Below are 26,249 nucleotides of genomic sequence, written 5' to 3'. Positions count from 1 at the left end.
GGTGCCGCAGCACGCAAGTCAGGGCGGGCTGCGGCGTCTTGCGACGGGGCAGGGCGGCGCAGGGTGTAAAGCGCGGGAAAATTCGCGTCGGGCGGGAACGCTTCGCCGCGATGCGGGTTGTCTTCTGCAACCAATCGGGAAGAGGCGGGGCACAAGCTTGCAGGCAGACCGATCGTCAGACGCCACGGCAGAAACCTTCAGAACGCCCCTGCGGGCGCAGTCCTGGGGCCTCGTCGGCAGTGGCCCGATGGCGGTTTACCTGCTCAAGCACCTGATCAACCGCGCCGACGCGATGGACAGCACCGCCCTCCTTGACATCACGGTGCTGGAGGCGAGCGACACCCCCGGCGCCGGCATGCCTTACCGCGCCGACATGAACGCGGATTTCATGCTCGGCAACGCGTTCAGCCGGGAAATCCCCTCGGTGACCCAGCCGCTTCTGGATTGGCTGCGCAGCCTCAGCGACCGCGAACTGGCGCGCTGGAACCTCAGCCGCGCCGATCTGACCTCCCGCAGCTTTTACCCGCGCCTGCTGCTCGGCGCCTATTTCACCGCCGAGTTCGCCGCCCTGTGCGAGGCGGCGCGGGCGCGCGGGCATGGCGTGCGCGTGCTGCCCCGGCACCGGGTGACCGACATTATCCCGGGGGAGGCCGGCAACAGCACCTGCCTCGTCCAGACCCCGCAGGGCGCCCGGCGTTTCACCTTTGGCACCGTGGCGATTGCGACCGGCCACCACTGGCCGCAAGAGCCCAAGCTGGGCGATGTCACACTGGTCTCGGCCTGGCCCGTCGCAACCCTGGTGAAATTGCCGCCACTGCGGATCGGCATCCTCGGCTCCTCCCTCTCGGCGATCGACGTGGCGGTGGCGCTGGGCCAGGCGCATGGCACCTTTCAGGAGGAGGGCGCGCAGCTCCGGTGGTTCCCCAAGGAAGACGCCAGCGATCTGCGGCTGACCATGGTGTCGCGCCGGGGCATCATGCCCGAGGCGGATTTCTTTTACACCTACCCTTACGAGCCCCTGCGCCACCTGACCTCCGCCGCGCTGGCTGAAGCTGTGGCCGCGGGAAGCGAAGGCCTGCTGGACCGGGTCTTTGCCCTGCTTCTGGCCGATCTCGACGCTGCCGACCCGGCCTGGCTCGACAGCCTCGGCCCCGAGGCCCGCAGCATCCCGGGCTTTGCCGAAGCCTATTTCGCCCGGCGTCAGGAGCTGGGCGGCCTGCGCTCGCTGCGCGCCACGCTGGCCCAATCGCGCGACACGCTACGCCGCAAGGAAACCGTGCCGCACCGCTCGGTCCTCCTGCGCGGCCATGAGGAGTTCGACGCCGCCCTGCGCGCCCTGACCCCGGCGGATTGGCAGGTCTTCACCACCCATCTGATGCCGGTCTTTGCGGACAGCTATGCCGCGGTTCCCGATCGGTCGGTGGCCCGCGTGCTGGCCCTGTTCGAGGCGGGCGTTCTGGACCTTGTGGGGACCGGCGGCGACGAGGCCATCGCACAGGCGCCGGCGGGCGGGATCACCCTCACCCTGCCGGATGGGACCCGCAGCCTCGATCTGATGATCGACGCGCGGGGCCAGGCGGCCGAGGCCTTGTCCGACTTGCCCTTTCCGACGCTTGTGGCGGCGCTGGCGGAGCCTTCGGCCGATCTTCTGGCCCCGTTCCGCCTCGACCTCGCGCGCGGGGCGGGTGGGCCTGCGATCTACTGCCTGGCCATGCCGCAGGTGATTGCCCGTTACCCCTTCTCGCAGGGTCTGGCCAATTGCGCCGATCTGGCGCGGATCGTCGCGTCAGAGGCGCTGGTGGGATGACGTTGCGCAGCGCATCCTCTCCGCGCGCGCGTGGCCGGGATCTGGGCCGCGCAAGCGCAACCCCGCCGCGACATGGCGTGGCGGCCCGCATCGTGCGGTCGCCCTGCGCTTCCGGCCTGTCCCTACGTCATGGGCGCAAAGCCGACGTTTGGCTGCAGCGCCGCGAAAGAGAAGGTTGGCAAGTGCGTCCGGTATGTTAGCGTGCTAGGGAGTGCCAATGTGGCAGACGAAGGGACGGTCGGTGCAGCGCAAGACAGTGGCGGTGGAAAGATGGCGGGCATGCCGGCTCAGATCGTGAAAAGAGCCAGGCGGGCGCGGCGCGCATCGGCTTTGCTGATGGTGATCGGCTTCGTGGCGCTTACCCTGATGGTTGCCTTCACCTTCCGGCTGACGCTGCGGGCGCAATCCGACTTTGGCGCCGGGGTCCAGTCGCGCGACATAGCCTCCGCCGCATCCGAGCTGCGTTATGGAATCCAGGCCGCCGAATCCAGCCAGCGCGGCTTTCTGAACAATGGCAACGAGATCTATCTGGCTCCGTTCGGCACCGCCAAAGTGCGGGCCTTTCAACAGCTTGCCAAGCTGACCCTGCTTTTGAGCGGCGACAGCGGCGCCCAGCAGATTCTGAAACGGCTTGACCCGCTCGTGCGCGAGAAATTCGACGAGCTGGACCGCACCATCGCGCTGAAGCGCGAGGGCCGCGATGACGAGGCGCTCGCGATTCTGCGCACCAACCGGGGCAAGGCGCTGATGGACGAGGCCAATGTCTTCCTCTCCAGCATCGAGCGTCACGCCAACGAAGAGCTGGATGCCAACATGGTCCGCCAGAACGAAGGGTTGCATCAGCTGAGCCAGATCATCCTGGCCGCGGCGGTTCTGATCCTTCTGGTGGTGGCGGCGACCGGCTGGGTGATCCGCGGCTTCGTGGCCAGCCTGCGCAGGGCGCAGGACAATGTCATCGCGGCCAATGCGGGCCTCGAACAGCGCGTGCGCGAGCGTACCACCGAACTGACCATGGCCCGCGACCGCGCCCAGGTCCTTCTGGCCGAGGTCAACCACCGCGTCGCCAATTCGCTGGCTCTCGTGGCCTCGATGGTCAGCCTGCAGGCCCGCGCCTCCAAAAGCCCCGAAACCAGCGCCGCCCTGTCCGAGACCCAGAACCGGATCAATGCCGTAGCTCTGGTCCACAAGAAGCTCTACACCTCGGGCGATGTGCAATCGGTCGAGCTGGGGGATTTCCTGCCCAGCCTGCTGGAGCAGCTGGAGACCTCGATGCGCGCCAGCGGGCACCAGTCCTTCCTGAAACCCGAGATTGCCCAGCTGTCGCTGCCGACCGACAAGAGCGTCAGCCTTGGCATCATCGCGGCGGAATGGGTCACCAACGCTTTCAAGTACGCTTATCCCAATGGCCGGGGCGAAATCCGCGTCACGCTGACCCAGGCCGAAGGCGGTTCTGCCGAACTGCGGGTCGAGGATGATGGCGTCGGGCGTGCCGCGGAGCCGGTCCTGCAGGGCACCGGGCTTGGCACCAAGCTGGTGACAGCCCTGGCGGCGAGCCTGGGCGGGCGGGTCGAATATGCGATGCGCCAGCCCGGCACCTCGGCGCGGCTGATCCTGCCGGCCGCCTGAGGCGACGGTCTGAAGCGATGGCCTCACGCGATGGCCTGTTGGGTTACAAGGGATGACGATGCGCAAGTTCACGACCGCACACCTCGCCGCCGCCGCCGTGATCGGCCTTGGCCTTGCCGGCGCCTCGGCGCAGGACCGGGGCGAGGGGATGACCAAACCGGTCGTCCTCGCCCCTTTCGACGCCAAGGCCGCGCCATGCACGCCGCCGCCCAACCTCAGCCCGGTGCTGGCCTTTGACAGCGACAACGACCGCGATTTCATGAAAGGCATCGGCCACGGCCTGGAGATCGCCGCCAAGGAGAGTGGCCTGACCTATCAGGCGACCACCGCCGACAACGACCCCGCCCGGATGTCGGCGCAGATGGACGCCTTTCGCGCGGCCCAAGTCGGGGCGGTGGTTGCGGCCCCGATCGACGCGGCGGCGCTGGCCCCCCATACCAAGGACATGATCGCCTCGGGCGCCTATGTCGGCACGATCGTCGCACCGCCCGCCACCACGATCCTGAACGCGCCGCAATTTCTGACCGGCCAGGCGCTGGGCAATGCGGCGGCCGATTACATCCGGCGCCACCTCGGCGGCAAGGCCAATGTGGTGATCCTGACCCATGACAGCCTGGGCTTCCTCGCCCCGCGCTTCGCTGCGATCCGCGCGGAGCTCGACAAGGTGCCGGGCGCGGTGATCGTGGCCGACATCTCGCCCGAGACGGTGAACAATGCCGGCGGCTATGCCACGATGCAGACCATCCTTCTGGCCGAACCCCGCATCGACGTGGTGCTGGGCGCCGATACCGTGGTGATGGGCGCGCTGTCCGCGATGCGCGATGCCGGCCTCGCCCGGCCCGACCAGTTCTTCGGCGGCATCGACGGCGAGGCCGATGCCGTGGCCGAACTCCGCCGCCCCGGCAGCCCCTACAAGGCCAGCATCAGCCTCGCCGCCTCGGTCTTCGGCTATGCGATGGGGCGCCACGCCGCCGACTGGCTGGCCGGGCGCAGCATCCCGCAGGCCATCGACATCCTGCCCATCGCCCTGACCGCCGAGAGCCTGCCCGGCTATGAGGCCGACATCGCCGACCCCGCCGCCGTCTATGCCGACCCGGCCCGGCGCGACGCCTACCTGCGCTTCTACGGCAATACCTGCTACGACAGCCGGGCCGATTTCATCAACTTCCCCTGGTCCTCGGAAGGCCCCTGATCCCGGTTTTCCCGCCCCGGAATTTTCCGCCCGACCGGGGAACCTTTCGGCCGCTCAGCTCTTATGGAGGCATTCCACCAAGACAAGAGGCCCCCCATGAAGATCCAGATCGGGTTCGACATCACCATCCAGCGCTATGGCGCGGCCCCTCTGTTGCTGGCCTTGAGCCTGCGCCCCGAAGAGGAGGCGCGCCTGGTCTCCCAATCCGACCTGACGTTGAACCCCTATGGCGCCGTCACCCCCTTCATCGACGCATTCGGCAACCGGCGCCTGCGCGTCGCGGCCGGCTCCGGTCCGCTGCGCCTGCAATGGCAGGGCACGGTCGAAGACCACGGCCAGCCCGATTTCATCGACCCCTCGGCCCGGATCACCCCGGTGGAACAGCTGCCGCACGAGGTGCTGCAATTCCTCGCCCCCAGCCGCTATTGCCAGTCCGATGTGCTGATGACCGAGGCCTGGTCGCGCTTCGGCCACCTGCCGGAGGATTGGTCGCGCGTGCAGGCGGTCCTCGATTTCGTGCATGGCCACATCAGCTTTGGCTACGGCTATGCCAGCGCCTTCAAGACCGCGCAGGATGCCTTCAACGAAAGGCAGGGCGTCTGCCGCGACTTTGCTCATCTGACGATCACGCTCTGCCGCGCGCTCAACATCCCGGCGCGCTATGTCAGCGGCTACCTCGGCGACATCGGCGTGCCCTATGCCGGGCCGGGCGATTTCTGCGCCTGGGTCGAGGTCTATGTCGGCGGCCGCTGGTATACGGTCGACGCCCGCCACAACACCCCCCGCATCGGCCGCGTGAAAATGGTCGAGGGCCGCGATGCGGTGGATGTGCCGATGATCACCTCATTCGGCCAGATCGCCATCACCCAGTTCGCGGTCAATTGCGACGAGGTTCTTGCTGTCGCGGCCTGATCCGCACCTGAAGCAGACGCAAACCGGATGGGTTCGCAAGAGCCTGTCCGGGTCGTCAGAATAGGGGGGGAGGTGGCAGCCCGTAGGGGAGTCGAACCCCTCTTACCTGGTTGAAAACCAGACGTCCTAACCGATAGACGAACGGGCCACGCTGTGTGCGGCGGTTACTAATCAAGCTCGGTTCGGCGCGCAAGAGGAAATTTGCGGGTCGAGCCATGAACTTGAGGCGAAGCTGCGACCGGGGTCGGAATCGGGGTTCGGGCCTTCGGGCCTTCGGGCTCAGGCCTCGGCGGCGTCTTCCAGACGCAGCTGGGCCTTGCTGCGGCCGTTCCAGTGGTTGATCTCCAGCTTTCCGGCGAGGTGAAAGCTGCGGTGGCCGGGGTTCTCCAGCGCCGCGCCCAGGGGCGTGTCGAAGGCGTTGAAGGCCACGGCTTCAATGCGGGCGCCCTCGGCCTCGCCGAAGGTCAGGCGCAGATGGGTCTCGCCGATCCGACGGGCCGAGATGCGCTGGGACGCGAAGGCAAAGCGCGGGGCAGGGGCTGCGGCACCGAAGGGGCCGGCCTCCTCGATCTGTTCGATCAGCGCGGTTGTGGCCGCACTCGGCATCAGGAGGGAGGAGATCGCCAGATCCCCCGCGCCGCCCTGGCCCGCGCCCTGTTTGGCCAGCAAAGCCTCCAGCCGTTCCATGGCGGGCAGAAGCTGGGCCCGCGTCAGGGTCAGGCCCGCCGCCATCTTGTGACCGCCGCCCTTTTCGATCAGACCTTCCGCCGCCAGCCGCTGGATCGCCGCACCAAGGTCAACCCCGCTGACCGAGCGGGCCGAACCCTTGCCGATGTCGCCCTCGAAGCCGATCACCACGGCGGGGCGATGGGTGGCCTCTTTCACCCGTGCCGCGACGATGCCCACGACACCGGGATGCCAGCCATCCTCGGCCGCCCAGGCGAGCGCACCTTCCGGTCCATGGGCATCGACCTGGGCCAGAGCCAGTTCGCGCACCCGCGCCTCGATCTCGCGGCGTTCGGTGTTGAGGGCGTCGAGCCTTGCGGCCAGCGCCGTCGCCTCGGCCGGATTGTCGGTGGACAGAAGTCTTGCGCCCAGGTCGGCCTGACCGATCCGGCCCCCGGCATTGATGCGGGGGCCAAGCACGAAGCCAAGCGCATAGGCCGAGGGCGCCTGATCCAGCCGGGCGATATCGGACAGGGCGCGCAATCCGATGCGGTCGCGCCGCGCCATGACCTTCAGCCCCTGTCGCACAAAGGCGCGGTTGACGCCCAGTAAAGGCGCCACATCGGCCACAGTGGCCAAGGCCACAAGATCCAGCATCGCCATCAGATCCGGCCCCTGTTCGCCCTTGGCGCGCAGGCGGCGGTTGGTCTCGACCAGCAAGAGGAAGACGACCGAGGCGGCGCAGAGATGGGCCAGCGTGCCCTCTTCATCCTGGCGGTTGGGGTTCACCACGGCCAGCGCGGGGGGCAGGGTTTCGGCGCCAAGGTGGTGGTCCAGCACCACGACATCGCAGCCGGCAGCGGCGATCGGCTCATGGCTCAGCGTGCCGCAATCGACGCAGAGGATCAGGTCATGCGCCGCCCCGAGCGTGGCCATGGCGGGGACGTTGGGGCCATAGCCCTCGTCGATCCGATCGGGGATATAGAGCGTCGGCGTGAGGCCGAAATGGCGCAGCCAGATGATCAGCAGGGCCGCCGAAGAACCGCCGTCTACATCGTAATCGGCAAACACCGCGATGCGCTGGCGCCGCGCCACGGCATGGACCAGCCGCTCGGCGGCAAGCCCCATGTCGCGCAGCGTCATCGGGTCGGGGAGCAGGTCGCGCAGGGCGGGGGCGAGAAAGGCCTCGGCCCCTTCGGGCGCCACGCCGCGCGCGACCAGCGTCTGGCACAGGGCGAGGGGCAGGCGGGTGCGCTGCGCCATGGCCTCGGCAAGGCGGGAGGCCTCAGGCGTGGGGCCGGACCAGCGGCGTCCGGTGAGCGACGATTCGACGTTGAGAAATGCAGTCATGGACCCGGGGATGCACCGCCCCGCGCCGCCATGCAAGCCCGGCGCTTGCCAGCTTGGGAATCGAATGGCAATGTGGCGAGATTAAGCCCCCCCATTTTGCAGGAAAGAGTTTGACATGACCAATGTTGTGCTTGGCCCCGGCCCCGACAATGTGACGGCTTCTGCAGCGGGCGACCGCATTTATGGCGGCGATGGCGCCGATACCCTGACCGCCATTGCGGGCGGCGATGAGCTGTTCGGAGACCGCGGCGATGATGTGCTGAACGGCGCCTCGGGCAACGATTATCTGAGCGGCGGCAGCGACATCGATACCGTCGAACACAATGTCATGCATGGCAATGGCGGCGACGACACGATCATCTCGGCCTCGCAGGGCGATCAGATCTATGGCGGGTCGGGCAATGACACGATCCAGGTCTCGGCAATCCGCACCGGGCAGGTGGTGGATGGCGGCACCGGAAGCGACACGCTTTATCTGCTGGCCCTGACCGGGTTCAGCCAGTCGATCTCGATCACCATGGGATCGACCTTCCAGCCCATCGTCGGAGGGGTCAACGGCGCGACCTATGTCAACTTCGAGACCCTTTACGTCGTCGGCGGCAGCGGGTCGAACACGATCACCGGTGGCGCCGGCAATGATACGATCCTGAATTCCTACAGTAATGTGTCGACCTTCCAGGGCGGGGTGCTGAAGGGCGGCGCCGGCAATGATGCGATCAGCTTTTACGGCCTGCCCACCACCGGCAGCGGCGCCATGCAGCTGGAGGGCGGCCGGGGCACGGGTGACAGCCTGACCTGGGGCAACGGCCAGGCCTTCTTCACCGCGGTCGAGATCGACGTGGCCGCCGGCACGATGACCGCCGAGGGCACGGTCTTTGCCCATTTCTCCGGCTTCGAAGCGGTCAAGATCCAGACCTCGGTCAGCACCAGCGGCAGCATTACCTTCACCGGCGGCGACGAGGTCGACACGTTGGATCTGTACTCCGGCAGCGCCACGCTTTTGACCGGCGGCGGCAATGACGTGATCAACCTGCGCTCGGGCCAGACCACGCTGCAGGCGGGGCTTGGCGATGACTTTGCACGGGTCGATTTCTCCAGCACGGCGCAGGTCAACCTGCAGGGCGAGGGCGGCAATGACACGCTGATCGGCGGCAACGGCCAGGCCACCCTGTCGGGCGGCGACGGCAACGATTCGCTGAGCAGCTACAACGGGCGCAGCCATCTGAACGGCGGGGCGGGCGATGACACGCTTTACCTGACCAGCAGCTATTCGATGGCCGGCACGGGTCCTGCGAACATCAGCGGCGGCAGCGGGCGCGATGCGCTGACGCTGGAGCTTTCGGCCTATACCGGCGCCTTCACCGCGAATTTCAGCGCGGCCACCGTGGTCCTTGCCGATGGCACCCGGATCACCGGGGTCGAGGCTGTGAGCTTCGTCTCAGGTTCGGGCAACGACAGCCTGACCGCCTCGAACGATGCGCTGGGGTATACGGTCAACAAGCTGAACAGCCTGGGCGGCGACGACACGCTGCACGCCTCGAACGCGGGGGCGAGCCTGGATGGCGGCTTTGGCAACGACATGCTGATCGGGGGGGATGGGGCGGATTACCTCAACGGCAACAACGGCGATGACAACCTGCGCGGCGGGGCTGGGGCGGATACCCTGCTCGGCGGCTATGGCCGCGACGTGATGCGTGGTGGTCTGGACGCTGACCGCTTTGTGTTCAGCGCCGCGACCCATTCGGGCAAGGACAAGCTGACCCGCGATGTGATCTTCGATTTCAGCCAGACCGACCTCGACCGCATCGACCTGGCCGCCATCGACGCCGATGGCAATTTCGGCAATGGCAAGACGCCCTTCACCTTCATCGGCAACAACGCCTTTCACAGCGTCGCGGGCGAGCTGCGTTTTCAGAAGTATAACCCCGCCGGCACCGCCCATGACATCACCCTGATCTCGGCCGATCTCACGGGCGACGGAACAGCCGACTTCCAGATCGAGCTGAAAGGGCTGTTCACGCTGCACCTTGCGGATTTCCTGCTGGTCTGAACCCCGCTGGACCGGCTTACTTGATCGGGCTGCGGTAGGTCATGCGCCGCACCGACCCGGTCTTGGAGCGCATCAGGATGGTTTCGGTGGTGATATGACCCGGCTCGCGCTTGATCCCCGAGAGGAGCGAGCCAGAGGTGACCCCGGTCGCCGCAAAGATCACATCGGCGCGCACCAGGTCGTCGCGGGTATAGACCCGGTCGAAATTGGTGATGCCGGCCTTGCGGGCGCGGGCCTTCTCGTCGTCATTGCGGAAGATCAGCTTGCCGAAGAACTGCCCGCCCATGCATTTGAGCGCCGCCGCCGCCAGCACGCCTTCCGGTGCGCCGCCCGAACCCATGTACATGTCGATCCCGGTCACATCCGGCTCGGCGCAGTGCATGACACCCGCCACATCGCCATCGGTGATCAAACGGATCGAGGCGCCGGTGGAGCGGATCTCTTCGATCAGCGCCTCGTGGCGCGGGCGTTCCAGCACGCAGACGGTGATGTCATGGGTCGAAACCCCCTTGGCCGCCGCCAGGGCCGAGACGCGCTCGGAAGGCGACATGTTGAAGGTCACGGTGCCCGGCTTGAAGCCCGGCCCGATGGCCAGCTTTTCCATATAGACGTCGGGGGCGTGGAGCATGGTGCCGCGCGGCGCCATGGCGATCACGGTCAGGGCGTTGGGCATGTCCTTGGCGGTCAGCGTGGTGCCCTCCAGCGGGTCCAGCGCGATATCCACCGCCGGGCCCTTGCCGGTGCCGACTTCCTCGCCGATGAACAGCATCGGCGCCTCGTCGCGCTCGCCCTCGCCGATCACCACGACGCCGGCGATGTCCAGAAGGTTCAGCTGGTCGCGCATCGCGTTGACGGCGGCCTGATCGGCGGCCTTCTCGTCGCCACGCCCGATCAGATGGGCCGAGGCCAAAGCCGCCGCCTCAGAGACGCGGGCGAGACCGAGGGACAAGAGACGGTCCTGAAACTCCAGAACTCCAGCGGGGGCAGTGGGCATGGGAATATCCTTTTGCGGCGGGGCTTTCTGCCCGCTTAGCCGGGAGGCCGGATTGTCGCAAGGATGATTGCGCTAACCGTCCTGCTTGGCCTGCGGGAAGCGGGTCAGGGCCCGCTCCAGTCCGGCTGCAAAACAGGCATCCTGCTGGCGGATGGCTTGAAAGGCCGGATTTTTCACAAGCGCGGCGGCGGGGTCGGGCGCATGGTCGAGTCCAAGATGATGCTTCGTGGCGGACCCGAGCAGGACCTGCTCGCCGCGCGGCGTGGCGAAGAAAGCGGTGGTCTCCATCACCGCGACGGGCGGCGTCAGGGCCGTCGTCGCCGTCCGTGGCGCGCCGAGGAGACCGGCAAAGGCCGCCGCACAGGATTGCGGGTCATCGGGGCAGCGCGCCGCGCAATAGGCGCGGACCGGGGCAAATTGCGGTCTGGGCAGCAGGTCGTGCAGCACCATCTCGACATCTGGCGCGGGCAGAGGGCGCGGCGCCTGATCGCGCCACAACAGGGTGACGGCGCGGCGGCCATCCTCCAGCCGCTTTGCCCGGTCGGGGCCGGAGCCGAGGCCCTGGGTCAGCGCCGGGCCGGGACTGCCGGGGTAATGATCGGTCACTTCGGCCAGCACCATCCAGCCCTCGATCCGGTCCTGATCCAGCCAGTGCTGCAACACCGGCACGGTCGCGGCATCGCCTGCGGTCAGGTGCCGCAACAGGATCAGCGCCTTGAGCAAGGGCGCGGCGGGCAGGTCGGCAAAGCCCTCCGGCAGGGCCGCCGCATCCGGCATGTGGTTGACCCAGGCCTCCAAGAGCGCATCGCCCCTGCGGTCCTCGCCCAGTTTGTAAAGCCCGAGCGCCCGGTTCACCTGATCCGGCATCAGGGGCGAGATTGCACCACCCTGCCACAGGGCTTGCGCACCCGAGGCGGCGCTGGCCAGATCCGAGGTCCAGTGCCCGCCGATCTTGCGCAGGGCCTGACGGTCTTGCAGGAGACCGTCATAGGGCCACCAGGCCTCCACCACGGGCAGGGCCACCTGGGCCGCGGCATTCCCGGCCTCGGCCTGCGCGCGCAGGGCTTGCCTTGCGTCAGGGGTATCGGCCTCAGTCACGGCCGCGAGGGCCGCGCGAAACGCCGGGTCATCGGCCCCGGCCAAGGGCTCTGCCAGGGCAGGACCGGTCAAACACAGACAGAAGAAGACTCGCAGCCACATGATGCGCCTCCCCGAAGGGAAGCGTCCGCCTGTGGCCGCCTCAAGTCAAGTCAGACCTCTTCGATGCGCAAGGCGACGGGTGCGCCCACCAGAACGCCGGTGGCGGCAAAGCGGCTCATCGCGTGGTCGATGTCGTCGCGGGTCGCCTTGTGCGTAACGATCAGCACCGGAGCATTGGCGCCGGAATGGCCGTATTGCCGCATCTGGTCGATGGAGACCCCGGCCTCGCCCAGACAGGTGGCGATCTTGGCCAAGGCGCCGGGCTTGTCGAGCAGCGTCATCCGCATGTACCAGGCCGCGGGCGTCGCGGTCTTGGCGGCGACCGGGGTGGCAAGGCTGGTCGCAGGCTGGCCGAAGGTCGGCAGCCGCAACCCGCGGGCAAGGTCCAGAACGTCGGACATCACCGCACTCGCGGTCGGGCCTTCGCCCGCGCCGGGGCCGCGCAGCACGATCTGGCCCGAGCTGTCGCCCTCCAGCACCACCATGTTGGTGCCGCCCTGCAACTGGCCCAAGGGGCTGTCGGCGGGCACAAGGCAGGGCGTCATCCGCTGTTCCAGCCCGCGCCCGGTGACTTGCGCCACGCCCAGAAGCTTGATCCGGTAGCCCATGTCGGCGGCCAGATTGATATCGTCGATCGAGATGGCGCCGATCCCCTCCAGCTCCACCGCGTCGAAGGACACCTTGGTGCCGAAGGCGATGGCGGCCAGCAGGCTCAGCTTGTGGCCCGCATCAATCCCCCCGACATCCAGGTTCGGGTCGGCCTCAAGGTAGCCGAGCTGGCGTGCCTCTTCAAAGACCGTGTCATAGGGCAGGCCGGCGCTTTGCATCCGGGTCAGGATGTAGTTGCAGGTGCCGTTCATCACGCCCATGACGCGGCGCAGCTGGTTGGCGGCGAGGCCCTCGGTCAGGGCCTTGATCACCGGGATGCCACCGGCGACGGCAGCCTCGAAGCGGATCACCCGGCCTGCAGCCTCGGCGGCGAGCGCCAAGGCCTGACCGTGATGCGCCAGAAGCGCCTTGTTGGCGGTGACCACATCCTTGCCGGCGGCGATGGCGGCTTCGGTGGCCAGACGGGCCGGGCCTTCATGGCCGCCCATCACCTCGATGAAGACATCGACATCCGGACGGCGGGCCAAGGCGACGGGATCGGTCTCCCACGCGTAACCGGACAGGTCGGCGTCGCGGTTCTTCTTCGGGTCGCGCGCGGACACCGCCACGATTTCCACCCGGCGGCCGGTGCGCGCGGCGATCAGGTCGCCGTGGCGCTGCACGATCTTGACCACGCCGATGCCCACGGTGCCCAGGCCAGCCAGACCGATGCGAAGGGCGGGAAGTTGGTTCTGGCTCATCTGGGACCTCGTCTGACTGCTGCACAGCCTGTTAGCCGTTTCGCAAGCGCAGCGCAACGCGGCGGCGTGTCCCTCCGCAGGCTTACTGCGCCGGAGGAGGCGGCGTGGTGGCCCAGTTGCGCAATGCCCCGGCACGGCCCGCCAAGGCGGGGCCGGGGTCGGTCGCGGCGGGGGCGGGCAGAAGCTCGGACTGCGGCAAAAGTTTGGGCGCCGGGACCGTGCCCGACCCTGCGGGCCAGTCGATCTTGGGATAGGCCGTGCAGGCCGAGAGCAGAAGGGCAAGGATCACATAACGCATGAGCCCTTCTAGCGCCCCTTGCCGGGCTTTGCACCCATTCCGCACGGCTTGGGCGAAGTTCTTCGCATCTCCGCGCCGGGGCGCCTCAATGTTCGGGCCGCACGAAGGTGCCGTTGCGCAATTCGGCCATGGCACGGCGGATCTCGGCCTCGTTGTTCATCACGATCGGGCCGTGCCAGGCCACCGGCTCCTTGATCGGCTTGCCCGAGATCAGAAGGAAGCGCACCCCCTGCGGCCCGGCCTGCACCGTCACCTCATCCCCCGCGCCAAAGGTAATCAGCGTCCGGTTGCCGGAAAGGTCGCGGATGTTGACCTCCTGGCCGTTGACCTCTTTCTCCATCAGCACGCCGCGCGGCCGGCTGGCGTCGCGGAAATTGCCGGAGCCTTCAAAGATATAGGCAAAGGCATTGCGGCGGGTGTCGACCTTGAAGGTCTTGCGGCGGCCCTCGGGCACGAAGATGTCCAGATACTGCGGATCGGCGGCGATGCCATCGACCGGGCCATATTTGCCGAGGTAATTGCCGACGATCACCTTGATCACCGTGCCGTCGTCTTCCTTGAGCTCGGGAATGTCGCGGCCCTTGATGTCCTGATAGCGCGGCTTGGTCATCTTCAGCGACCGGGGCAGGTTGGCCCAGAGCTGAAAGCCGTGCATCTGGCCCTTGCCGTTCCCGAAGGGCATCTCCTGATGCATGATGCCCGACCCCGCCGTCATCCACTGCACATCGCCGCCCTTCAGCGTGCCGCGGTTGCCCAGACTGTCGCGATGCTCGACCGAGCCCGAAAGGACATAGGTGATCGTCTCGATCCCGCGATGCGGGTGCCAGGGGAAACCGGCCTTGTAATCGCGCGGCTTCTCGCCGCGGAAATCGTCGAACAAAAGGAAAGGGTCGGTGTCCGAGGTCTGGCCAAAACCGAAGCCGCGATGCAGATGCACGCCGGCGCCTTCGACCGTGGGCCGGGCGAGATGGCTTTTCTTGACGGGACGGATCGACATGGGGGCCTCCTGAAGCAGCTTTGCCTTAGGTAGGACGCGGTTGCGCCCTGCGCCAGTGCAAGGGTTCTGCGATGGGCGCGGGGCGACCGCGCATCTGCGCACAGAACTCCGCCGACACCGGGCCTGTCAGGTCACCGGGCAGGGGATGCTGTCCATGGCGATGCAGGTCAGGAAACGCGGCCGGGTCACGATGAACTCGCTGAAGGTCTGGTCGCCCATGAAGGTGTTGAAGGCGGGGGTATAGGGCACCTTGACCTCGACGATCACCACATAGTCGCCCGGCGACATGGCGGGGATCTGGCTGGCGTAGTTCTTCAGGGTCGTGGTGGTCTGCACCGGCATGGTCACGCTGTTGGTGGTGCGCGACCAATGCACCTCGAACCGCTTGTTGGCATCGCTGTAGCTGACCGAGGTCACCCGCATGGTCGATTTCTGATCCGGGTCGATCAGATACTGCACCACCTTGTTCATGCCCGCGATATAGCTGGTCGAAAGCCCGACCCGCTCGCGTGAGATCATGTCCGATACGGTATAGGCGGCTTTCTGCACGGTGTTAAGCGAGCGGAAGGCGTCCCAATAGACGAAAAGCCCGACATAGGCCCACAGCAGCACGGGCAGCACGATGACCGCTTCGGCCACGATCGCGGCCTCTTCGCTGCGCCAGAACCGGGTGAACGGGCGGCATAGACGCTGGATCATCCCGGGTGCGGCCTGTTGCATCAGATCGGCTCCACCACAAAGGCGCTGCGTGTCACAAGGGCATAGTCGCCCGCCGAATCCACCGACAGTTTCAAGGCCATTCCGGTGCCGGGAAACAGGGCCGGCAAGGTCACGCAGACCCGGATCAGCATGAGGTCATTGGGCTCGCCATATTTCAGCGTGGTCACCGGCTCGGCCGGGGTGGCGCGGTTGATGCAGGTGGTGGGCGTGGCCGGAAAGCTCCAGGTCGTCGTGCTGACGCGGTCGAGCTGGATCTTGATGCTGCTCTGGCAATTGGGGAAAATGATCGTCCGCGCACAGATTTCATTCTTGAGCAAGGTATTGGTCACATTGGCATAATGCCCAAGCCGCAGCTCGCGCATGGTCATGTCGACCGATTGCTCCAGGAGGATCTCGCGCGTCATCAGAAGGCCGCTTTCGAAAGAGGCCATGAAGATCAACAAGATGACCGGCACGACCAGCACGAACTCCATCGAGGCGGTGCCATCTTCGCGGCGCAGGTAGGCCGGAAGCAGCCGGGCGAGCAGGCGGCGCAGGCGTTGGCCGCCGAGCGAGCGGATCATTGGGTCAACCTCAGCTGGCTGATGTTGTTGGCGATGGCGGCGAAGGCGGTGGAGATCTGGATGCCCGAAGCGTCGAAGTAATTGGCCGGCCCCGAGGAACAGGCGGCGATCTGGGTCTGGCCGTTGGTGGGCGCCTCGAAGGCGATGCCATAGATGATCACGCCGGCGTTCTTGGCCGCGGTGCAGGCGGCCTGCATCTGGGTGTCCATCGTGGTCGTCGCGGTCTGGCTGCGGAACAGCGCCATCTGGTTGGAATAGGAGTTGATGCTGGGCGTCGCATAGAAGGTCTGGGCCACATATTGCATGCCCATCTTCTGCCAGATCTCGGGCCAGGTGCGGTTGGTGGCGCCGGTCGGCGTGGTCGTGGTGCTGGGCACATAGCAGGCCGTGCTGGTCGGCGTCGTGCCGTTCCACGGCCGCGATTGCCAGGCGTTGGCGGTCGGCACCCAATAGGGCCGGCTGTTGCACAGGTTGGTGGAATTCGACGAATTCACCTTGGCCGCGCTGAAGACCGAATATCTGTTGTCGCTGGTGCCCTGCCAGATCGGCGACAGGCCGGTCTTGAAGCCGTCGTTGACGCGCTCTTCCTGGAAGTTCTCGCCGTCGGTCATCAGGATCAGAACCTTCATCGCGTCGTCGGCGTCATAGGCCAGCGGGCGGTTCGTCATGGTGACGGGCATTGTGCCGTTGGTGATGGCGTCGGTGTAGATGTCCTGCATCGAGGGGTCGAGCAGCGTCATCCCCCATTTCACCCCGGCGTTGATCGAGGTGGCGCCCACCGCTTGCAGACCGTTGATGTAGCCTTGCAGCGTCGCGGTGTCCTGCTGCGGCAGGCGAACGATATTGCCGCCCGAACCCGCCGGGTTGCCGGTGTAATAGGTCGAGCCATTGGTGACCGGGCACCACTTGTTCRCCTCGTTCGGCGTCGAGGTGCCCGTGCCGGAATAGGTGTCGACGTTTGCCGTCATCGGCAGGGCCGTCGTGGTCGAGACGGCATAGCTGCTGTAGATCGAGCTTGGCAGGTCGACACAATCCACCCCGGCCTGGCTCGTGGTCGCGCCGGGCAGGGTGTTGGGGTAGGACATGGTGAACTTGGCGCGCAGGGTCGGGCCGAGGTTGACCTGGCCGTTGAAGGGCACGATCCCGATCGAGATCTTGTGCTCGGCGTCATTGGTCAGGATGGTGGAGACGAACTGGTTGGCCGCGTTCTTCAGGTTGACCAGCTTGTTGTTCGAGGCCATCGAGCCCGACACGTCGAGCACCATCATGATCTCGACATTGTTGATGCGCTGTTCGGCGGTCGAATTGCCGCCGGCGTCGAAATTCTTCACGCCCAGCATGTTCAGGAACATCGGGTCGGTGGCGGCCTCGGCCTTGGCGTTGACGTTGCGGAAGTTCAACCCTTGGGTCACGGTCACGGATTTTAGATAGGACAGGGCGCCCGCCTTGGAGAAGTAATCGTTCACCACCGAAGTCGGATCGCGGTCCTGGGTCAGCGAGGCCGCGGCCAGGGTCGAGCGGTCCAGCGTGTTCTGTACAGCGGTGCGGCGGGCCTCATAGCGCATCACGTCCACCGCGATGCCGCCCATCATGATCATCAACAGCATGAAGATAAGGCCGAAAACCGTCAGCGAGCCGGTTTCGTCGTGACCGAAGCGCCAAACTCCGCGCCGATCCGTGACGTCCCTCTGCATCCCCTCGTGAGCCTTCGTTTCCATGTCCACCATCCCCTGACAACAGGCCGCACACCGGAATCGGTGCGCGCCATGACGCAGTTCTGCAGGAAGCATATAGCGTAAGGCTTGGGGCGAAATTATGTCGGGTTTGTGCGTGCATTGGGATCATCTCGGGCCTTTTCGGCAGGTTACGCAGGCCCAAGACACGGTTCGCGGCCGGCCGCGTGCTGAAATGTGGCCGCAAAGAGCCGGGTGGCCTTGCGGCAGGCGCCGCCCCGCAGCAGGGGGCGGCGACGCCTTTGGCCTATTGGGTCAGCCGCAGCTGGGTCAGGTTGGCCGCGATGGTCTGAAACACCGAACGGATCGTGTTGCGGTCCGAGATGAAGGTGCGGTCCGGGTCGGCGCAGTTGGTGATCACCTCGTTGCCATGGGTGGGCGCCTCGATGGTGATGCCATAGATCTGGACGCCATTGGCCCGTGCCTGGTTGCACGAGGTCTGCAGGCTCGCGTCCATCTCGTTGACCTGGGCATAGGTCGCCACCATGGCCGAGATGGCGTTGTTATAGGCGCTGGAGCTCGGCGAGGTCGCGCTGCTGCCAAGCGCCCGGGCGTAGAACTGCCAGGCGACATAGGTCTGGCGCATGTTGGCCCAGATCTGCGCCCAGTCCTGCTGGACGGCGGTGCCGCCGCCGGCATAGGCCGTGCTCTGCCACTTGCTCAGATGCGGAACAAACCAGGTGTTGGACCCGGCCCAGGTCGGGCGGCCCGAGGTGAACTGGATCGAGTAATTGCCGTCGCCGGCTCTGTAGATCGGCGAGGGACCGGTCTTGTAGGCGTCGGTGATCCGGTTGTGCGCCACATGTTCGCCATCGGTCATCAGGACGATGATCTTCAGCACCTTGGTCGGGTCATAGGCCAGCGGCCGCCCGGCGAGTTCCGGCTGCATGTCGCCCGAGGCGATGAACTGCGCATAGACCGGCTGCATCGAGGGATCGAGCAGCGTGACCCCCCATTTCATCCCCAGCGTGATCGAGGTGTTGCCACCGGCCACCATCGCGTCGATCTGTGATTTCAGCTTGGTGGGGTCGCTGCCCGGCAGGCGGACGACATTGACCTTGGAGGGCGGGCAGAACGAGCCGTTGAACGTGCCCTTGTAAGCCCCGGTCTGCACCAGCGAGGGCGCGCCAAAGCTCACATCGATCGGGGAGACAAAGGTGCTGACCTTGCTCGTCGCGCCCACGATATCGGCGTAGGCCATCATCGGCATCGGCGCGGTCAGCGACAGGGCCTGTGTTGCCGCGGCAGTGGAGGGGATCTCGACGCAATTGACATCCGTGACACCGGCCCGGTTGGTCAGATTGAACTTCGCTGCCAGCTGCGGCCCGATGTTGACCTGGGCGTTGTAAGGCACGATCGCGATCGAGACCTTGTGGTGGGTGTCATTGGCGGTGACGGTATCGACGAACTCGTCCGCCGCGACCTTGAGGCTGGCGATCTTCTGCCCCGACATCGAGCCCGAGACGTCCAGCACCAGCACGATCTCGACATTGCTGATCGCCTGTTCGGCCTGGCTGGCGGCGGGGGCGTCGAACTTGTTGATGCCCAGCAGGTGCAGGAAGAAGGGCTGCGTATCGGCGAGGCCCGTGGTGTGGACGACGCGCTGGTTCATGCCTTCGGTGACCTGGACATTCTTCATCTGGTCCATCAGCCCGGCCTTCTGCATGTAATCCTGCACGACCGAGGCGGGCACCAGCTTCTGGTCCAGCGAGGCCGCGGCCAGCGTGGCGCGGTCCAGCGTGTTCTGCAATTTGGTGCGGGTGTTCTCATAGCGCATCAGATCGACGGCCAGGCCGCCGATCATCAGCATCAGGACCATGACCATCAGCCCGAAGACGATGAGCGCCCCGCTCTCGTCACGCTGAAACCGCCGGGCCCGAAGGCGCAACCGGGTAAAACTGTCTTGGATGTCATTAAACATGGCAGCGCTTCCCAATAACCACAACGGGTCCAAATTCCGGCCCGATCCTTGACGCCCCACCGCCTTCGATTTGCCCAGAAGTTGAGGCGAAATAAAGGCATATTTGTCAGATCCCGGGTTTTGCCGGGGGTGCGGGAAACAACCCCGGACCCAGCCTTGCGACTGTCGCAGTGGTCGCAACAGTACGGATGCGGCAGCCTCCGCCCTGACTGCCACAATGGCGCCAAAATCGCCCCGGGGGCCGAATCAGCCCTGGGAAATTGCCGGCGGCAAAAGCGCGGGTTTCAGCGCGCGGCGGTTAACCTTACGCCAGCCCCGCCCGGTCGCCCCCCTGCCGTGCCCCGCCTGGCGGTGGAACTGGCGCCGGTCCGGGAAGATGGGCAATATTGCCCATCCTACCGGCCACCGCCTGCGTGCGACATCTTCTGTCGCTGTCAGGCCAGTTGTTTGCGGCGCGCTGTTGAATAACATGGAAAAACCCGCAACAATCAGGCCCTGCACCCTAAGCCGGGGCCAGAGGGAATCCGCGATGCGCTATTCGGGCTGGAACGTCATCACCCAGGGGCTTCTGGGCAACAAGGGCTGGGGCCGCGCCTGGCGCGATCCGGCCCCCAAGGCCGAATATGACGCTATCATCATCGGCGGCGGCGGTCATGGTCTGGCCACGGCCTATTACCTCGCCAAGAACCACGGGCTGAGCAATATCGCGGTGCTGGAGAAGGGCTACCTCGGCTCCGGCAACATCGGGCGCAACACGACCATCGTGCGGGCCAACTACTTCCTGCCGGGCAATTCCGAGTTCTACTCGCATTCGCTGAAACTGTGGGAGAAGCTGGAGGGCGAGCTGAACTACAACGTCATGCATTCGCAGCGCGGCCATATCATCCTGTTCCATTCGGACGGGCAGAGGGATGCGGCGGTGCGGCGTGGCAATGCCATCGTCAACCAGGGCGACGATGCCGAGATCCTCTCGGTGCCGCAGCTGAAGGAAATGCTGCCCTATCTGGACTACAACCAGACCCGCTTCCCGATCTACGGCGGCCTGATCCAGCGCCGGGCCGGGACCGCGCGGCACGACGCCGTGGCCTGGGGCTATGCCCGCGCGGCCGACCGGCTGGGCGTCGATCTGATCCAGAATTGCGAAGTGACCGGGATCGACATTTCCGGCGGCGTGGTCACCGGCGTGCAAACCACCCGAGGCCCGATCCGCGCCAGGAAAGTCGGCATGGTGGTGGCCGGGCGTTCCTCCCAGGTCGCGGCCATGGCGGGGATGCGGCTGCCGATCGAAAGCCATGTCCTGCAGGCCTTCGTGACCGAGGGGCTGAAGCCGGTGATCGACAATGTCGTCAGCTACGGCATGGGCCACTTCTACATCAGCCAGTCCGACAAGGGCGGCCTCGTCTTCGGGGGTGACATCGACATGTATGCCTCCTATGCCGCGCGGGGCAACCTGCCGATGGTCGAACATGTGATGGAGGCCGGCATGACGCTGATGCCGATGCTGGCCCGCGCCCGGGTGCTGCGGTCTTGGGGCGGCATCATGGACATGACGCCCGACGGCTCGCCCATCATCGACAAGACCCATATCGACGGGCTTTTCGTCGATGCCGGCTGGAACTACGGCGGCTTCAAGGCCGCCCCCGCCTCGGGCTGGTGCATGGCGCATCTGATGGCCACCGGCGAAAGCCACGAGGTCGCCCGCCGCTTCCGTCTGGACCGATTCCGCACCGGTCATCTCATGGACGAAGAAGGCACCGGCAGCCAGCACAACCTGCATTGAGGGGTGCCATGATGCTTTCGCCCTTCGTGATGATCTCAACCGTGGAAGCCTCCGGCGGGGATATTTGGACCAAAATGAAAGGCGTTTTCATTTTGGCAAAAATATCCCGGGGTGAGGCCGCAGGCCGAGGGGCAGAGCCCCTTTGCCGTCTTTCAGAAAAGGGCCCGACATGCGCCTGAGCTGTCCGCTTTGTGGCACCCGCGACCGGCGGGAGTTCTATTATTCCGGCTCGCAGGATTACCTCGACCGTCCGGCGGCCGATGCGCCGGTCGAGGCCTGGGATGACATGCTGCATCTGCGCACCAACCCCGCCGGGGTGACCAAGGACCTCTGGTATCACGAGACCGGCTGCGGCTCCTGGCTCCTGGTCACCCGCAACACCATCACCCACGAGATCCTTGCGACCGAACTTGTGGCCGATTTAGGCGCTGGCCGGAAAGGCGGTGCCGCATGAGGCTGCCGCGCAAGGGTCTGATCGACCGCACCGAACCCGTCAAATTCACCTTCGACGGCCAGAGATATTCCGGCTTCAAGGGCGACACCCTCGCCTCGGCCCTCATGGCCAATGGCGTCCGCCTCGTCGGCCGCAGCTTCAAATACCACCGCCCGCGCGGCATCCTGACCGCTGGCCCCGAAGAGCCCAATGCGATGGTCGAGGTGCTGGACAACGGCAGCCAGACCCCCAACACCCGCGCCACCGTTCAGGAGATTTACGAGGGGCTGGTGGCGAAAAGCCAGAACCGCTGGCCCTCGCTGCGCTTCGATGTGATGGCGGTCAACGACCTCGCCTCCCCCTTCCTCGGCGCCGGGTTCTACTACAAGACCTTCATGTGGCCCCGCGCCTTCTGGGAGGGGCTTTACGAGCCCCTGATCCGCCGCGCCGCGGGCCTTGGCACCTTGAAGCCGCAGAACGAGACGGCGACTTACGAGAAGGCTTTCGCCTTCTGCGACCTTCTGGTCATCGGCTCCGGCCCTGCCGGCCTGATGGCAGCCCTGACCGCAGCCCGCGCCGGGGCCGATGTCATCGTGGCGGAAGCCGACAGCCTGATGGGCGGGCGGCTTCTGTCGCATGACGGCCAGATCGACGGCACGCTTGGCGCCGACTGGGTCAAGGCCACCTACAAGGAACTGCGCCGCCTGCCCAATGTCCGCCTGATGACGCGCACCACCGTCGTCGGCGCTTACGATCAGGGCACCTATGGCGCCTTGGAGCGGGTCGGCCTTCATCTGCCCGACGCCGCCCATCTGCCGCGCGAGTGTTTCTGGCGCATCGTGGCGGGGCAGGCGATCATGGCGACCGGGGCGCTGGAACGCCCCATTGCCTTTGCCAACAACGACCGCCCCGGCATCATGATGGCCTCGGCGGCGCAGACCTACCTCAACCGGTTCGGCGTGACGCCGGGCACCCGCGTGACACTTTACGCCAACAACGACAACGCCCGCACCGTCGCCCGCCAGCTGATGGCCAATGGCGTCGTCGTCTCGGCCATCCTCGACAGCCGCCCCGATGCCTCGGCGCTGGAGGATTGCCCGGTCTATCTGGGGGCCGAGATCACCGACACCCACGGCCGCCGCGACCTCAAGGGCATTTCCGGCCACCATGCCGGCGGTGATTTCCACATCGAGACCGATTGCCTCCTGATGTCGGGCGGCTGGAACCCGCAGGTCAACCTCGCTTGTCACCAGAACGCCAAACCCGACTGGCGCGCCGATATCGCTGCCTTCGTCCCCCGCTCTGGCATGGTGCCCTGCCTCCACGCCGCAGGCGCCGCCAATGGTGCATTCTCGACCCAAGCCTGCCTGACCGAGGGCCGCGCTGCTGCCCTGGCCGCGCTGGAAGCCCTCGGCAAGACCGCCGAAGCGCCCGATCTGCCCCCTGCCGAGGATGCGCCCTACAAGGTGACCCCGCTCTGGGACGTGCCCGGCAAGGGCCGCGCATGGCTCGATTTTGCCAATGACGTGACGGTCAAGGATGTGAAGCTGGCGGCGCAAGAGGGCTTCACCTCGGTCGAACACATGAAGCGCTACACGACGCAAGGCATGGCGCCGGACCAGGGCAAGAACTCCAACGTCGCGGCGCTGGCCGTTCTGGCCGATGCCACCGGGCGCGGCATTCCGGAAACCGGCACCACCACCTTCCGCCCGCCCTTCACCCCCGTCTCGATGGGGGCCCTGGGCGCAGGCGGGCAGGGCGCGGGCTTTGCGCCGCAACGTTACATGACCTCCGACCAGGCCTCGCGCGACCGCGGCGCCCCGATGATCGAGGCCGGGCTCTGGTATCGGCCCTCCTACTTCCCGAAACCCGGCGAAACCACCTGGCGCGAATCCTGCGACCGTGAGGTGCTGATGGTGCGCTCTGCCGTCGGCGTGGCTGACGTGTCCACCCTCGGCAAGATCGACATCCAGGGCAAGGACGCCGCCCGCTTCCTCGATTTCGTCTATACCAACACGTTTTCCACCCTCCCGGTCGGCCGCGTCCGCTATGGCCTGATGCTGCGCGAGGATGGCCATGTGATGGACGACGGCACCACCGCGCGGCTGGGCGAGAGCCACTACCTGATGACCACCACCACGGCGGCGGCGGGCGAGGTGATGCGGCATCTGGATTTCGTCCGCCAGGCCTATTGCCCCGACTGGCAGGTCCGCTTCATCTCGGTCACCGAAAGCTGGGCGCAGTTCGCTGTCGCAGGCCCCCTGTCGAAGATGCTCTTGAACGCGCTTCTCGACACAAGGATCGCGGATTTCCCCTTCATGTCCTGCGCCGAGATTTCGGTGGAGGGCATCAAGGGTCGCCTGTTCCGCATCTCCTTCTCCGGCGAGGAGGGCTACGAGATCGCGGTGCCCACCGCCTATGGCGAGGCCCTGTTCCGCGACCTCTTGGCCAAGGCCGAAACCCTCGGCGGCGGCGCCTATGGGATGGAGGCCCTGAACGTGATGCGGATCGAAAAGGGCTTCATCACCCATGCCGAGATCCACGGCCGCATCACCGCCTTCGACATCGGCATGGCGAAGATGGTGGCGGCGAAGAAAGACTGCATTGGCAAGGCCTCCAGCCAGCGCCCCGGCCTGAACGGGCCCGAGCGCGAACAGCTCGTCGGCCTGCGCCCGGTGATCCAGACCGCAATCGGGGCAGGGGCGCATCTCTTCAACCCCGGCGACAAGATCCACCGCGAGGCCGATCAGGGCTATGTCACCTCGGTCTGCTGGTCGCCCACGCTCGGCAGCTACCTCGCGCTGGCTTTCCTGAAGGATGGCCGCGCCCGCCATGGCCAGAAGGTCCGCCTCGTCGACCATATGCGCAAGACCGATGTGATCTGCGAAGTGACCGAGCCGGTCTTCCTCGACCCCGAAGGAGCCAAACTCCGTGCCTGAACTGATCGCCAAATCCGCCCTCGCCGGGCGCCCCCCGGTCACCCGCGCCGGAACCACGCTGGCCGAGGCAACCCCCGGCGCGATCACCTCGATCGCCTGCTTCCCCGGCACGCTGGCCGACGTCACCGCCAAACTCGGCACCTTCCCGGCCCCCAACCGCGTCAGCGGAAACCTGGTCTGGACCGGCCCCGAACAGGCCTTCCTGTTGGGCGCCCCGGCCCCTGATCTTGCCGGCATCGCCGCCGTCACCGACCAGACCGGCGGCTGGGCCGCGCTGCGCCTGACCGGCCCGAAAGCGGCCGATGCCCTGATGCGCCTCTACCCCCTTGACCTCCGCCCCGCCCACTTCCCGCCCGGCACCTGCGCCCGCGCGCCGATCGGTCACATGCAATCGGTGCTGATTGCCGAGGAGGGCGCTTTCCTCCTCCTCGTCTTCCGCTCGATGGCCCGCACCGCCTGGCACGAGGTCGAAACCGCCCTCGACGCGCTCGAAGCCCGCGCCACTGCCGGTCTCTGACACCAGACCCGCGATGCCCCGAAGGAGCACCCGATGCTGACCGCCGAGGACATCACCGCCCTGACCGAGTGGCGGCAGGAGATGCACCGCCACCCCGAAGTCTCGCGCCACGAATCTGAAACCGCCGCCCGCGTGGTGGCAGCCCTGAACTCCTTCGCCCCCACCGAGATACTGAAAGGCCTCGGCGGCCATGGCGTCGCCGCCATATGGGGCGACAGCGGCCCCACGATCCTCTTCCGCGCCGAACTCGACGCCCTGCCGATCCATGAGGTCAGCCAGATCCCGCACCGCTCGCAGACGCCGGGCAAAGGCCACCTCTGCGGCCACGATGGCCATATGGCGATTCTGCTCGGCCTCGCCCGCCTGATCCACAAGGCTCCGCCCAAGGCCCGCGTCATCCTCCTCTTCCAGCCGGCCGAGGAGGATGGCTCCGGCGCCGCCGCCGTCATGGCCGACAAGCGCTATGCCCAGATCCGCCCCGACCACTCCTTCGCCCTGCACAACCTGCCCGGCGTCCCCTTCGGCGAAGCGCGCCTCGCCGAAGGCCCTGTCAACTGCGCCTCCCAAGGCCTCAAGATCACCCTGACCGGCAAGACCGCCCATGCCTCGCTGCCCGAAACCGGACTCTCCCCCGCCGCAGCCCTGGCCAACCTCCTCCCGGCCCTAACCGCCCTTGGCGCCCAAGGCCCGCTCAACCCCGATTACCGCCTCGTCACCATAACCCACGCCACCTTGGGCGCCCCCGCCTTCGGCATCGCCCCGGGCGAGGCGGAAATCTGGGCCACCCTGCGCACTCTGACCGACGCCCCGATGGCCGCCCTCCGCGCCGGGGCCGAAACCCTCGCCCGCCGCGAGGCCAGAACCCACGGCCTGACCGTCGCTTTCGAGACCCACGACGCCTTCGCCGCCTCCGTCAACCACCCCGAGGCCACAGATCACCTCGCCAAGGCCCTCACCACCCTCAACATCCCCCATTCCGCCCACGACCTCCCGATGCGCGCCTCCGAAGACTTCGGCCGCTTCGGAGCAGCCCCCACCAAATCCGCCATGCTCTTCCTCGGCGCGGGCGAGGCCCACCCCGCCCTCCACAACCCCGACTACGACTTCCCCGACGCCCTCATCCCCCTGGGCGCCCAAATCTTCCACCGCGTCCTGCAAGATCTCACGTCGTAATTTCATTGGTCCATAAATATCCCACGGGG

Annotated in this window: 20 protein-coding genes and 1 tRNA gene; 10 read left to right on the top strand and 11 right to left on the bottom strand. The window is 66.5% G+C overall.

Annotation, left to right across the window (positions count from 1 at the left end):
- The first annotated feature begins 1 nt into the window (after position 1).
- From AC1DVR_RS14235 to AC1DVR_RS14220, 4 genes are all read left to right on the top strand, one after another.
- Positions 2–1,807: an FAD/NAD(P)-binding protein gene (locus AC1DVR_RS14235; RefSeq protein ID WP_478001245.1), complete on the top strand. Its 1,806-nt coding sequence runs from the start codon at positions 2–4 to the stop codon at positions 1,805–1,807.
- A gap of 279 nt (positions 1,808–2,086) precedes the next feature.
- Entirely contained in the window at positions 2,087–3,433 is a 1,347-nt protein-coding gene (locus AC1DVR_RS14230; protein ID WP_478001244.1) for a sensor histidine kinase, read from the top strand.
- Positions 3,434–3,491: 58 nt separating this feature from the next.
- Positions 3,492–4,625, top strand: a complete 1,134-nt coding sequence (locus AC1DVR_RS14225; protein ID WP_478001243.1) for a sugar ABC transporter substrate-binding protein — start codon at positions 3,492–3,494, stop codon at positions 4,623–4,625.
- Positions 4,626–4,721: 96 nt separating this feature from the next.
- The gene (locus AC1DVR_RS14220) at positions 4,722–5,537 is read left to right on the top strand and encodes a transglutaminase-like domain-containing protein (protein ID WP_478001242.1); all 816 of its coding nucleotides are present in this window, start codon (positions 4,722–4,724) and stop codon (positions 5,535–5,537) included.
- 73 nt (positions 5,538–5,610) lie between these two features.
- Here AC1DVR_RS14220 and AC1DVR_RS14215 read toward each other — a convergent pair.
- Both AC1DVR_RS14215 and recJ read right to left on the bottom strand, forming a co-directional pair.
- Positions 5,611–5,685 (bottom strand) — tRNA-Glu (locus tag AC1DVR_RS14215).
- A 131-nt stretch (positions 5,686–5,816) separates the two neighbouring features.
- Entirely contained in the window at positions 5,817–7,553 is a 1,737-nt protein-coding gene (recJ, locus tag AC1DVR_RS14210; RefSeq protein ID WP_478001241.1) for a single-stranded-DNA-specific exonuclease RecJ, read from the bottom strand.
- Positions 7,554–7,668: 115 nt separating this feature from the next.
- Here recJ and AC1DVR_RS14205 point away from each other — a divergent pair, with 115 nt between their 5' ends.
- Positions 7,669–9,603, top strand: a complete 1,935-nt coding sequence (locus tag AC1DVR_RS14205) for a hypothetical protein (RefSeq protein WP_478001240.1) — start codon at positions 7,669–7,671, stop codon at positions 9,601–9,603.
- Between the two features lie 16 nt (positions 9,604–9,619).
- Here AC1DVR_RS14205 and glpX read toward each other — a convergent pair whose 3' ends face one another.
- The 9 genes from glpX to AC1DVR_RS14160 form a co-directional block, all read right to left on the bottom strand.
- Positions 9,620–10,597, bottom strand: coding sequence for a class II fructose-bisphosphatase (gene glpX / locus AC1DVR_RS14200; protein ID WP_478001239.1), 978 nt, complete (start codon positions 10,595–10,597; stop codon positions 9,620–9,622).
- 72 nt (positions 10,598–10,669) lie between these two features.
- Positions 10,670–11,797: a hypothetical protein gene (locus AC1DVR_RS14195; RefSeq protein WP_478001238.1), complete on the bottom strand. Its 1,128-nt coding sequence runs from the start codon at positions 11,795–11,797 to the stop codon at positions 10,670–10,672.
- A gap of 50 nt (positions 11,798–11,847) precedes the next feature.
- Positions 11,848–13,146 carry a homoserine dehydrogenase gene (locus AC1DVR_RS14190; RefSeq protein WP_478001237.1) on the bottom strand — a complete coding sequence of 433 codons (1,299 nt, stop codon included), beginning with the start codon at positions 13,144–13,146 and terminating at the stop codon, positions 11,848–11,850.
- A gap of 82 nt (positions 13,147–13,228) precedes the next feature.
- Positions 13,229–13,444 (bottom strand): hypothetical protein, encoded by a 216-nt coding sequence (locus tag AC1DVR_RS14185; RefSeq protein ID WP_478001236.1) that lies wholly within the window; start codon positions 13,442–13,444, stop codon positions 13,229–13,231.
- A gap of 85 nt (positions 13,445–13,529) precedes the next feature.
- The gene (locus AC1DVR_RS14180) at positions 13,530–14,441 is read right to left on the bottom strand and encodes a pirin family protein (RefSeq protein ID WP_478001235.1); all 912 of its coding nucleotides are present in this window, start codon (positions 14,439–14,441) and stop codon (positions 13,530–13,532) included.
- 126 nt (positions 14,442–14,567) lie between these two features.
- Positions 14,568–15,161, bottom strand: coding sequence for a TadE/TadG family type IV pilus assembly protein (locus AC1DVR_RS14175; protein WP_478001234.1), 594 nt, complete (start codon positions 15,159–15,161; stop codon positions 14,568–14,570).
- The gene (locus AC1DVR_RS14170) at positions 15,161–15,724 is read right to left on the bottom strand and encodes a TadE/TadG family type IV pilus assembly protein (protein ID WP_478001233.1); all 564 of its coding nucleotides are present in this window, start codon (positions 15,722–15,724) and stop codon (positions 15,161–15,163) included. Before AC1DVR_RS14170 ends, AC1DVR_RS14175 begins: the two co-directional genes overlap by 1 nt.
- Positions 15,721–17,442 carry a Tad domain-containing protein gene (locus tag AC1DVR_RS14165; RefSeq protein WP_478001232.1) on the bottom strand — a complete coding sequence of 574 codons (1,722 nt, stop codon included), beginning with the start codon at positions 17,440–17,442 and terminating at the stop codon, positions 15,721–15,723. The genes AC1DVR_RS14170 and AC1DVR_RS14165 overlap by 4 nt, the downstream gene beginning before the upstream one ends.
- A 262-nt stretch (positions 17,443–17,704) precedes the next feature.
- Positions 17,705–19,378, bottom strand: a complete 1,674-nt coding sequence (locus AC1DVR_RS14160) for a TadE/TadG family type IV pilus assembly protein (protein ID WP_478001231.1) — start codon at positions 19,376–19,378, stop codon at positions 17,705–17,707.
- Positions 19,379–19,907: 529 nt separating this feature from the next.
- On the opposite strand from AC1DVR_RS14160, the gene AC1DVR_RS14155 reads away from it, so the two are divergent.
- The 5 genes from AC1DVR_RS14155 (at position 19,908) to AC1DVR_RS14135 (ending at position 26,220) form a co-directional block, all read left to right on the top strand.
- A complete protein-coding gene (locus AC1DVR_RS14155) occupies positions 19,908–21,158 on the top strand; it encodes a sarcosine oxidase subunit beta family protein (protein ID WP_478001230.1) in 1,251 nt (416 codons plus the stop codon).
- A 169-nt stretch (positions 21,159–21,327) separates the two neighbouring features.
- Positions 21,328–21,612, top strand: a complete 285-nt coding sequence (locus tag AC1DVR_RS14150; protein WP_478001229.1) for a sarcosine oxidase subunit delta — start codon at positions 21,328–21,330, stop codon at positions 21,610–21,612.
- A complete protein-coding gene (locus AC1DVR_RS14145; RefSeq protein WP_478001228.1) occupies positions 21,609–24,530 on the top strand; it encodes a sarcosine oxidase subunit alpha family protein in 2,922 nt (973 codons plus the stop codon). The genes AC1DVR_RS14150 and AC1DVR_RS14145 overlap by 4 nt, the downstream gene beginning before the upstream one ends.
- Positions 24,523–25,047 carry a sarcosine oxidase subunit gamma gene (locus AC1DVR_RS14140; RefSeq protein ID WP_478001227.1) on the top strand — a complete coding sequence of 175 codons (525 nt, stop codon included), beginning with the start codon at positions 24,523–24,525 and terminating at the stop codon, positions 25,045–25,047. The genes AC1DVR_RS14145 and AC1DVR_RS14140 overlap by 8 nt, the downstream gene beginning before the upstream one ends.
- A gap of 33 nt (positions 25,048–25,080) precedes the next feature.
- Positions 25,081–26,220 carry an amidohydrolase gene (locus AC1DVR_RS14135; protein WP_478001226.1) on the top strand — a complete coding sequence of 380 codons (1,140 nt, stop codon included), beginning with the start codon at positions 25,081–25,083 and terminating at the stop codon, positions 26,218–26,220.
- The last annotated feature ends 29 nt before the right edge of the window (positions 26,221–26,249 follow it).

The organism is Rhodobacter sp. P2_H5 (assembly GCF_056403335.1).
This window is presented reverse-complemented; position numbering and strand designations above follow the sequence as displayed.

Excerpts from the sequence above, each read along its gene's own strand:
- AC1DVR_RS14230 (WP_478001244.1), top strand. The coding sequence starts at position 2,087 with ATGCCGGCTCAGATCGTGAAAAGAGCCAGGCGGGCGCGGCGCGCATCG.
- AC1DVR_RS14225 (WP_478001243.1), top strand. The coding sequence starts at position 3,492 with ATGCGCAAGTTCACGACCGCACACCTCGCCGCCGCCGCCGTGATCGGC.
- AC1DVR_RS14220 (WP_478001242.1), top strand. The coding sequence starts at position 4,722 with ATGAAGATCCAGATCGGGTTCGACATCACCATCCAGCGCTATGGCGCG.
- recJ (WP_478001241.1), bottom strand. The coding sequence starts at position 7,553 with ATGACTGCATTTCTCAACGTCGAATCGTCGCTCACCGGACGCCGCTGG.
- AC1DVR_RS14205 (WP_478001240.1), top strand. The coding sequence starts at position 7,669 with ATGACCAATGTTGTGCTTGGCCCCGGCCCCGACAATGTGACGGCTTCT.
- glpX (WP_478001239.1), bottom strand. The coding sequence starts at position 10,597 with ATGCCCACTGCCCCCGCTGGAGTTCTGGAGTTTCAGGACCGTCTCTTG.
- AC1DVR_RS14195 (WP_478001238.1), bottom strand. The coding sequence starts at position 11,797 with ATGTGGCTGCGAGTCTTCTTCTGTCTGTGTTTGACCGGTCCTGCCCTG.
- AC1DVR_RS14190 (WP_478001237.1), bottom strand. The coding sequence starts at position 13,146 with ATGAGCCAGAACCAACTTCCCGCCCTTCGCATCGGTCTGGCTGGCCTG.
- AC1DVR_RS14185 (WP_478001236.1), bottom strand. The coding sequence starts at position 13,444 with ATGCGTTATGTGATCCTTGCCCTTCTGCTCTCGGCCTGCACGGCCTAT.
- AC1DVR_RS14180 (WP_478001235.1), bottom strand. The coding sequence starts at position 14,441 with ATGTCGATCCGTCCCGTCAAGAAAAGCCATCTCGCCCGGCCCACGGTC.
- AC1DVR_RS14175 (WP_478001234.1), bottom strand. The coding sequence starts at position 15,161 with ATGCAACAGGCCGCACCCGGGATGATCCAGCGTCTATGCCGCCCGTTC.
- AC1DVR_RS14170 (WP_478001233.1), bottom strand. The coding sequence starts at position 15,724 with ATGATCCGCTCGCTCGGCGGCCAACGCCTGCGCCGCCTGCTCGCCCGG.
- AC1DVR_RS14160 (WP_478001231.1), bottom strand. The coding sequence starts at position 19,378 with ATGTTTAATGACATCCAAGACAGTTTTACCCGGTTGCGCCTTCGGGCC.
- AC1DVR_RS14155 (WP_478001230.1), top strand. The coding sequence starts at position 19,908 with ATGCGCTATTCGGGCTGGAACGTCATCACCCAGGGGCTTCTGGGCAAC.
- AC1DVR_RS14150 (WP_478001229.1), top strand. The coding sequence starts at position 21,328 with ATGCGCCTGAGCTGTCCGCTTTGTGGCACCCGCGACCGGCGGGAGTTC.
- AC1DVR_RS14145 (WP_478001228.1), top strand. The coding sequence starts at position 21,609 with ATGAGGCTGCCGCGCAAGGGTCTGATCGACCGCACCGAACCCGTCAAA.
- AC1DVR_RS14135 (WP_478001226.1), top strand. The coding sequence starts at position 25,081 with ATGCTGACCGCCGAGGACATCACCGCCCTGACCGAGTGGCGGCAGGAG.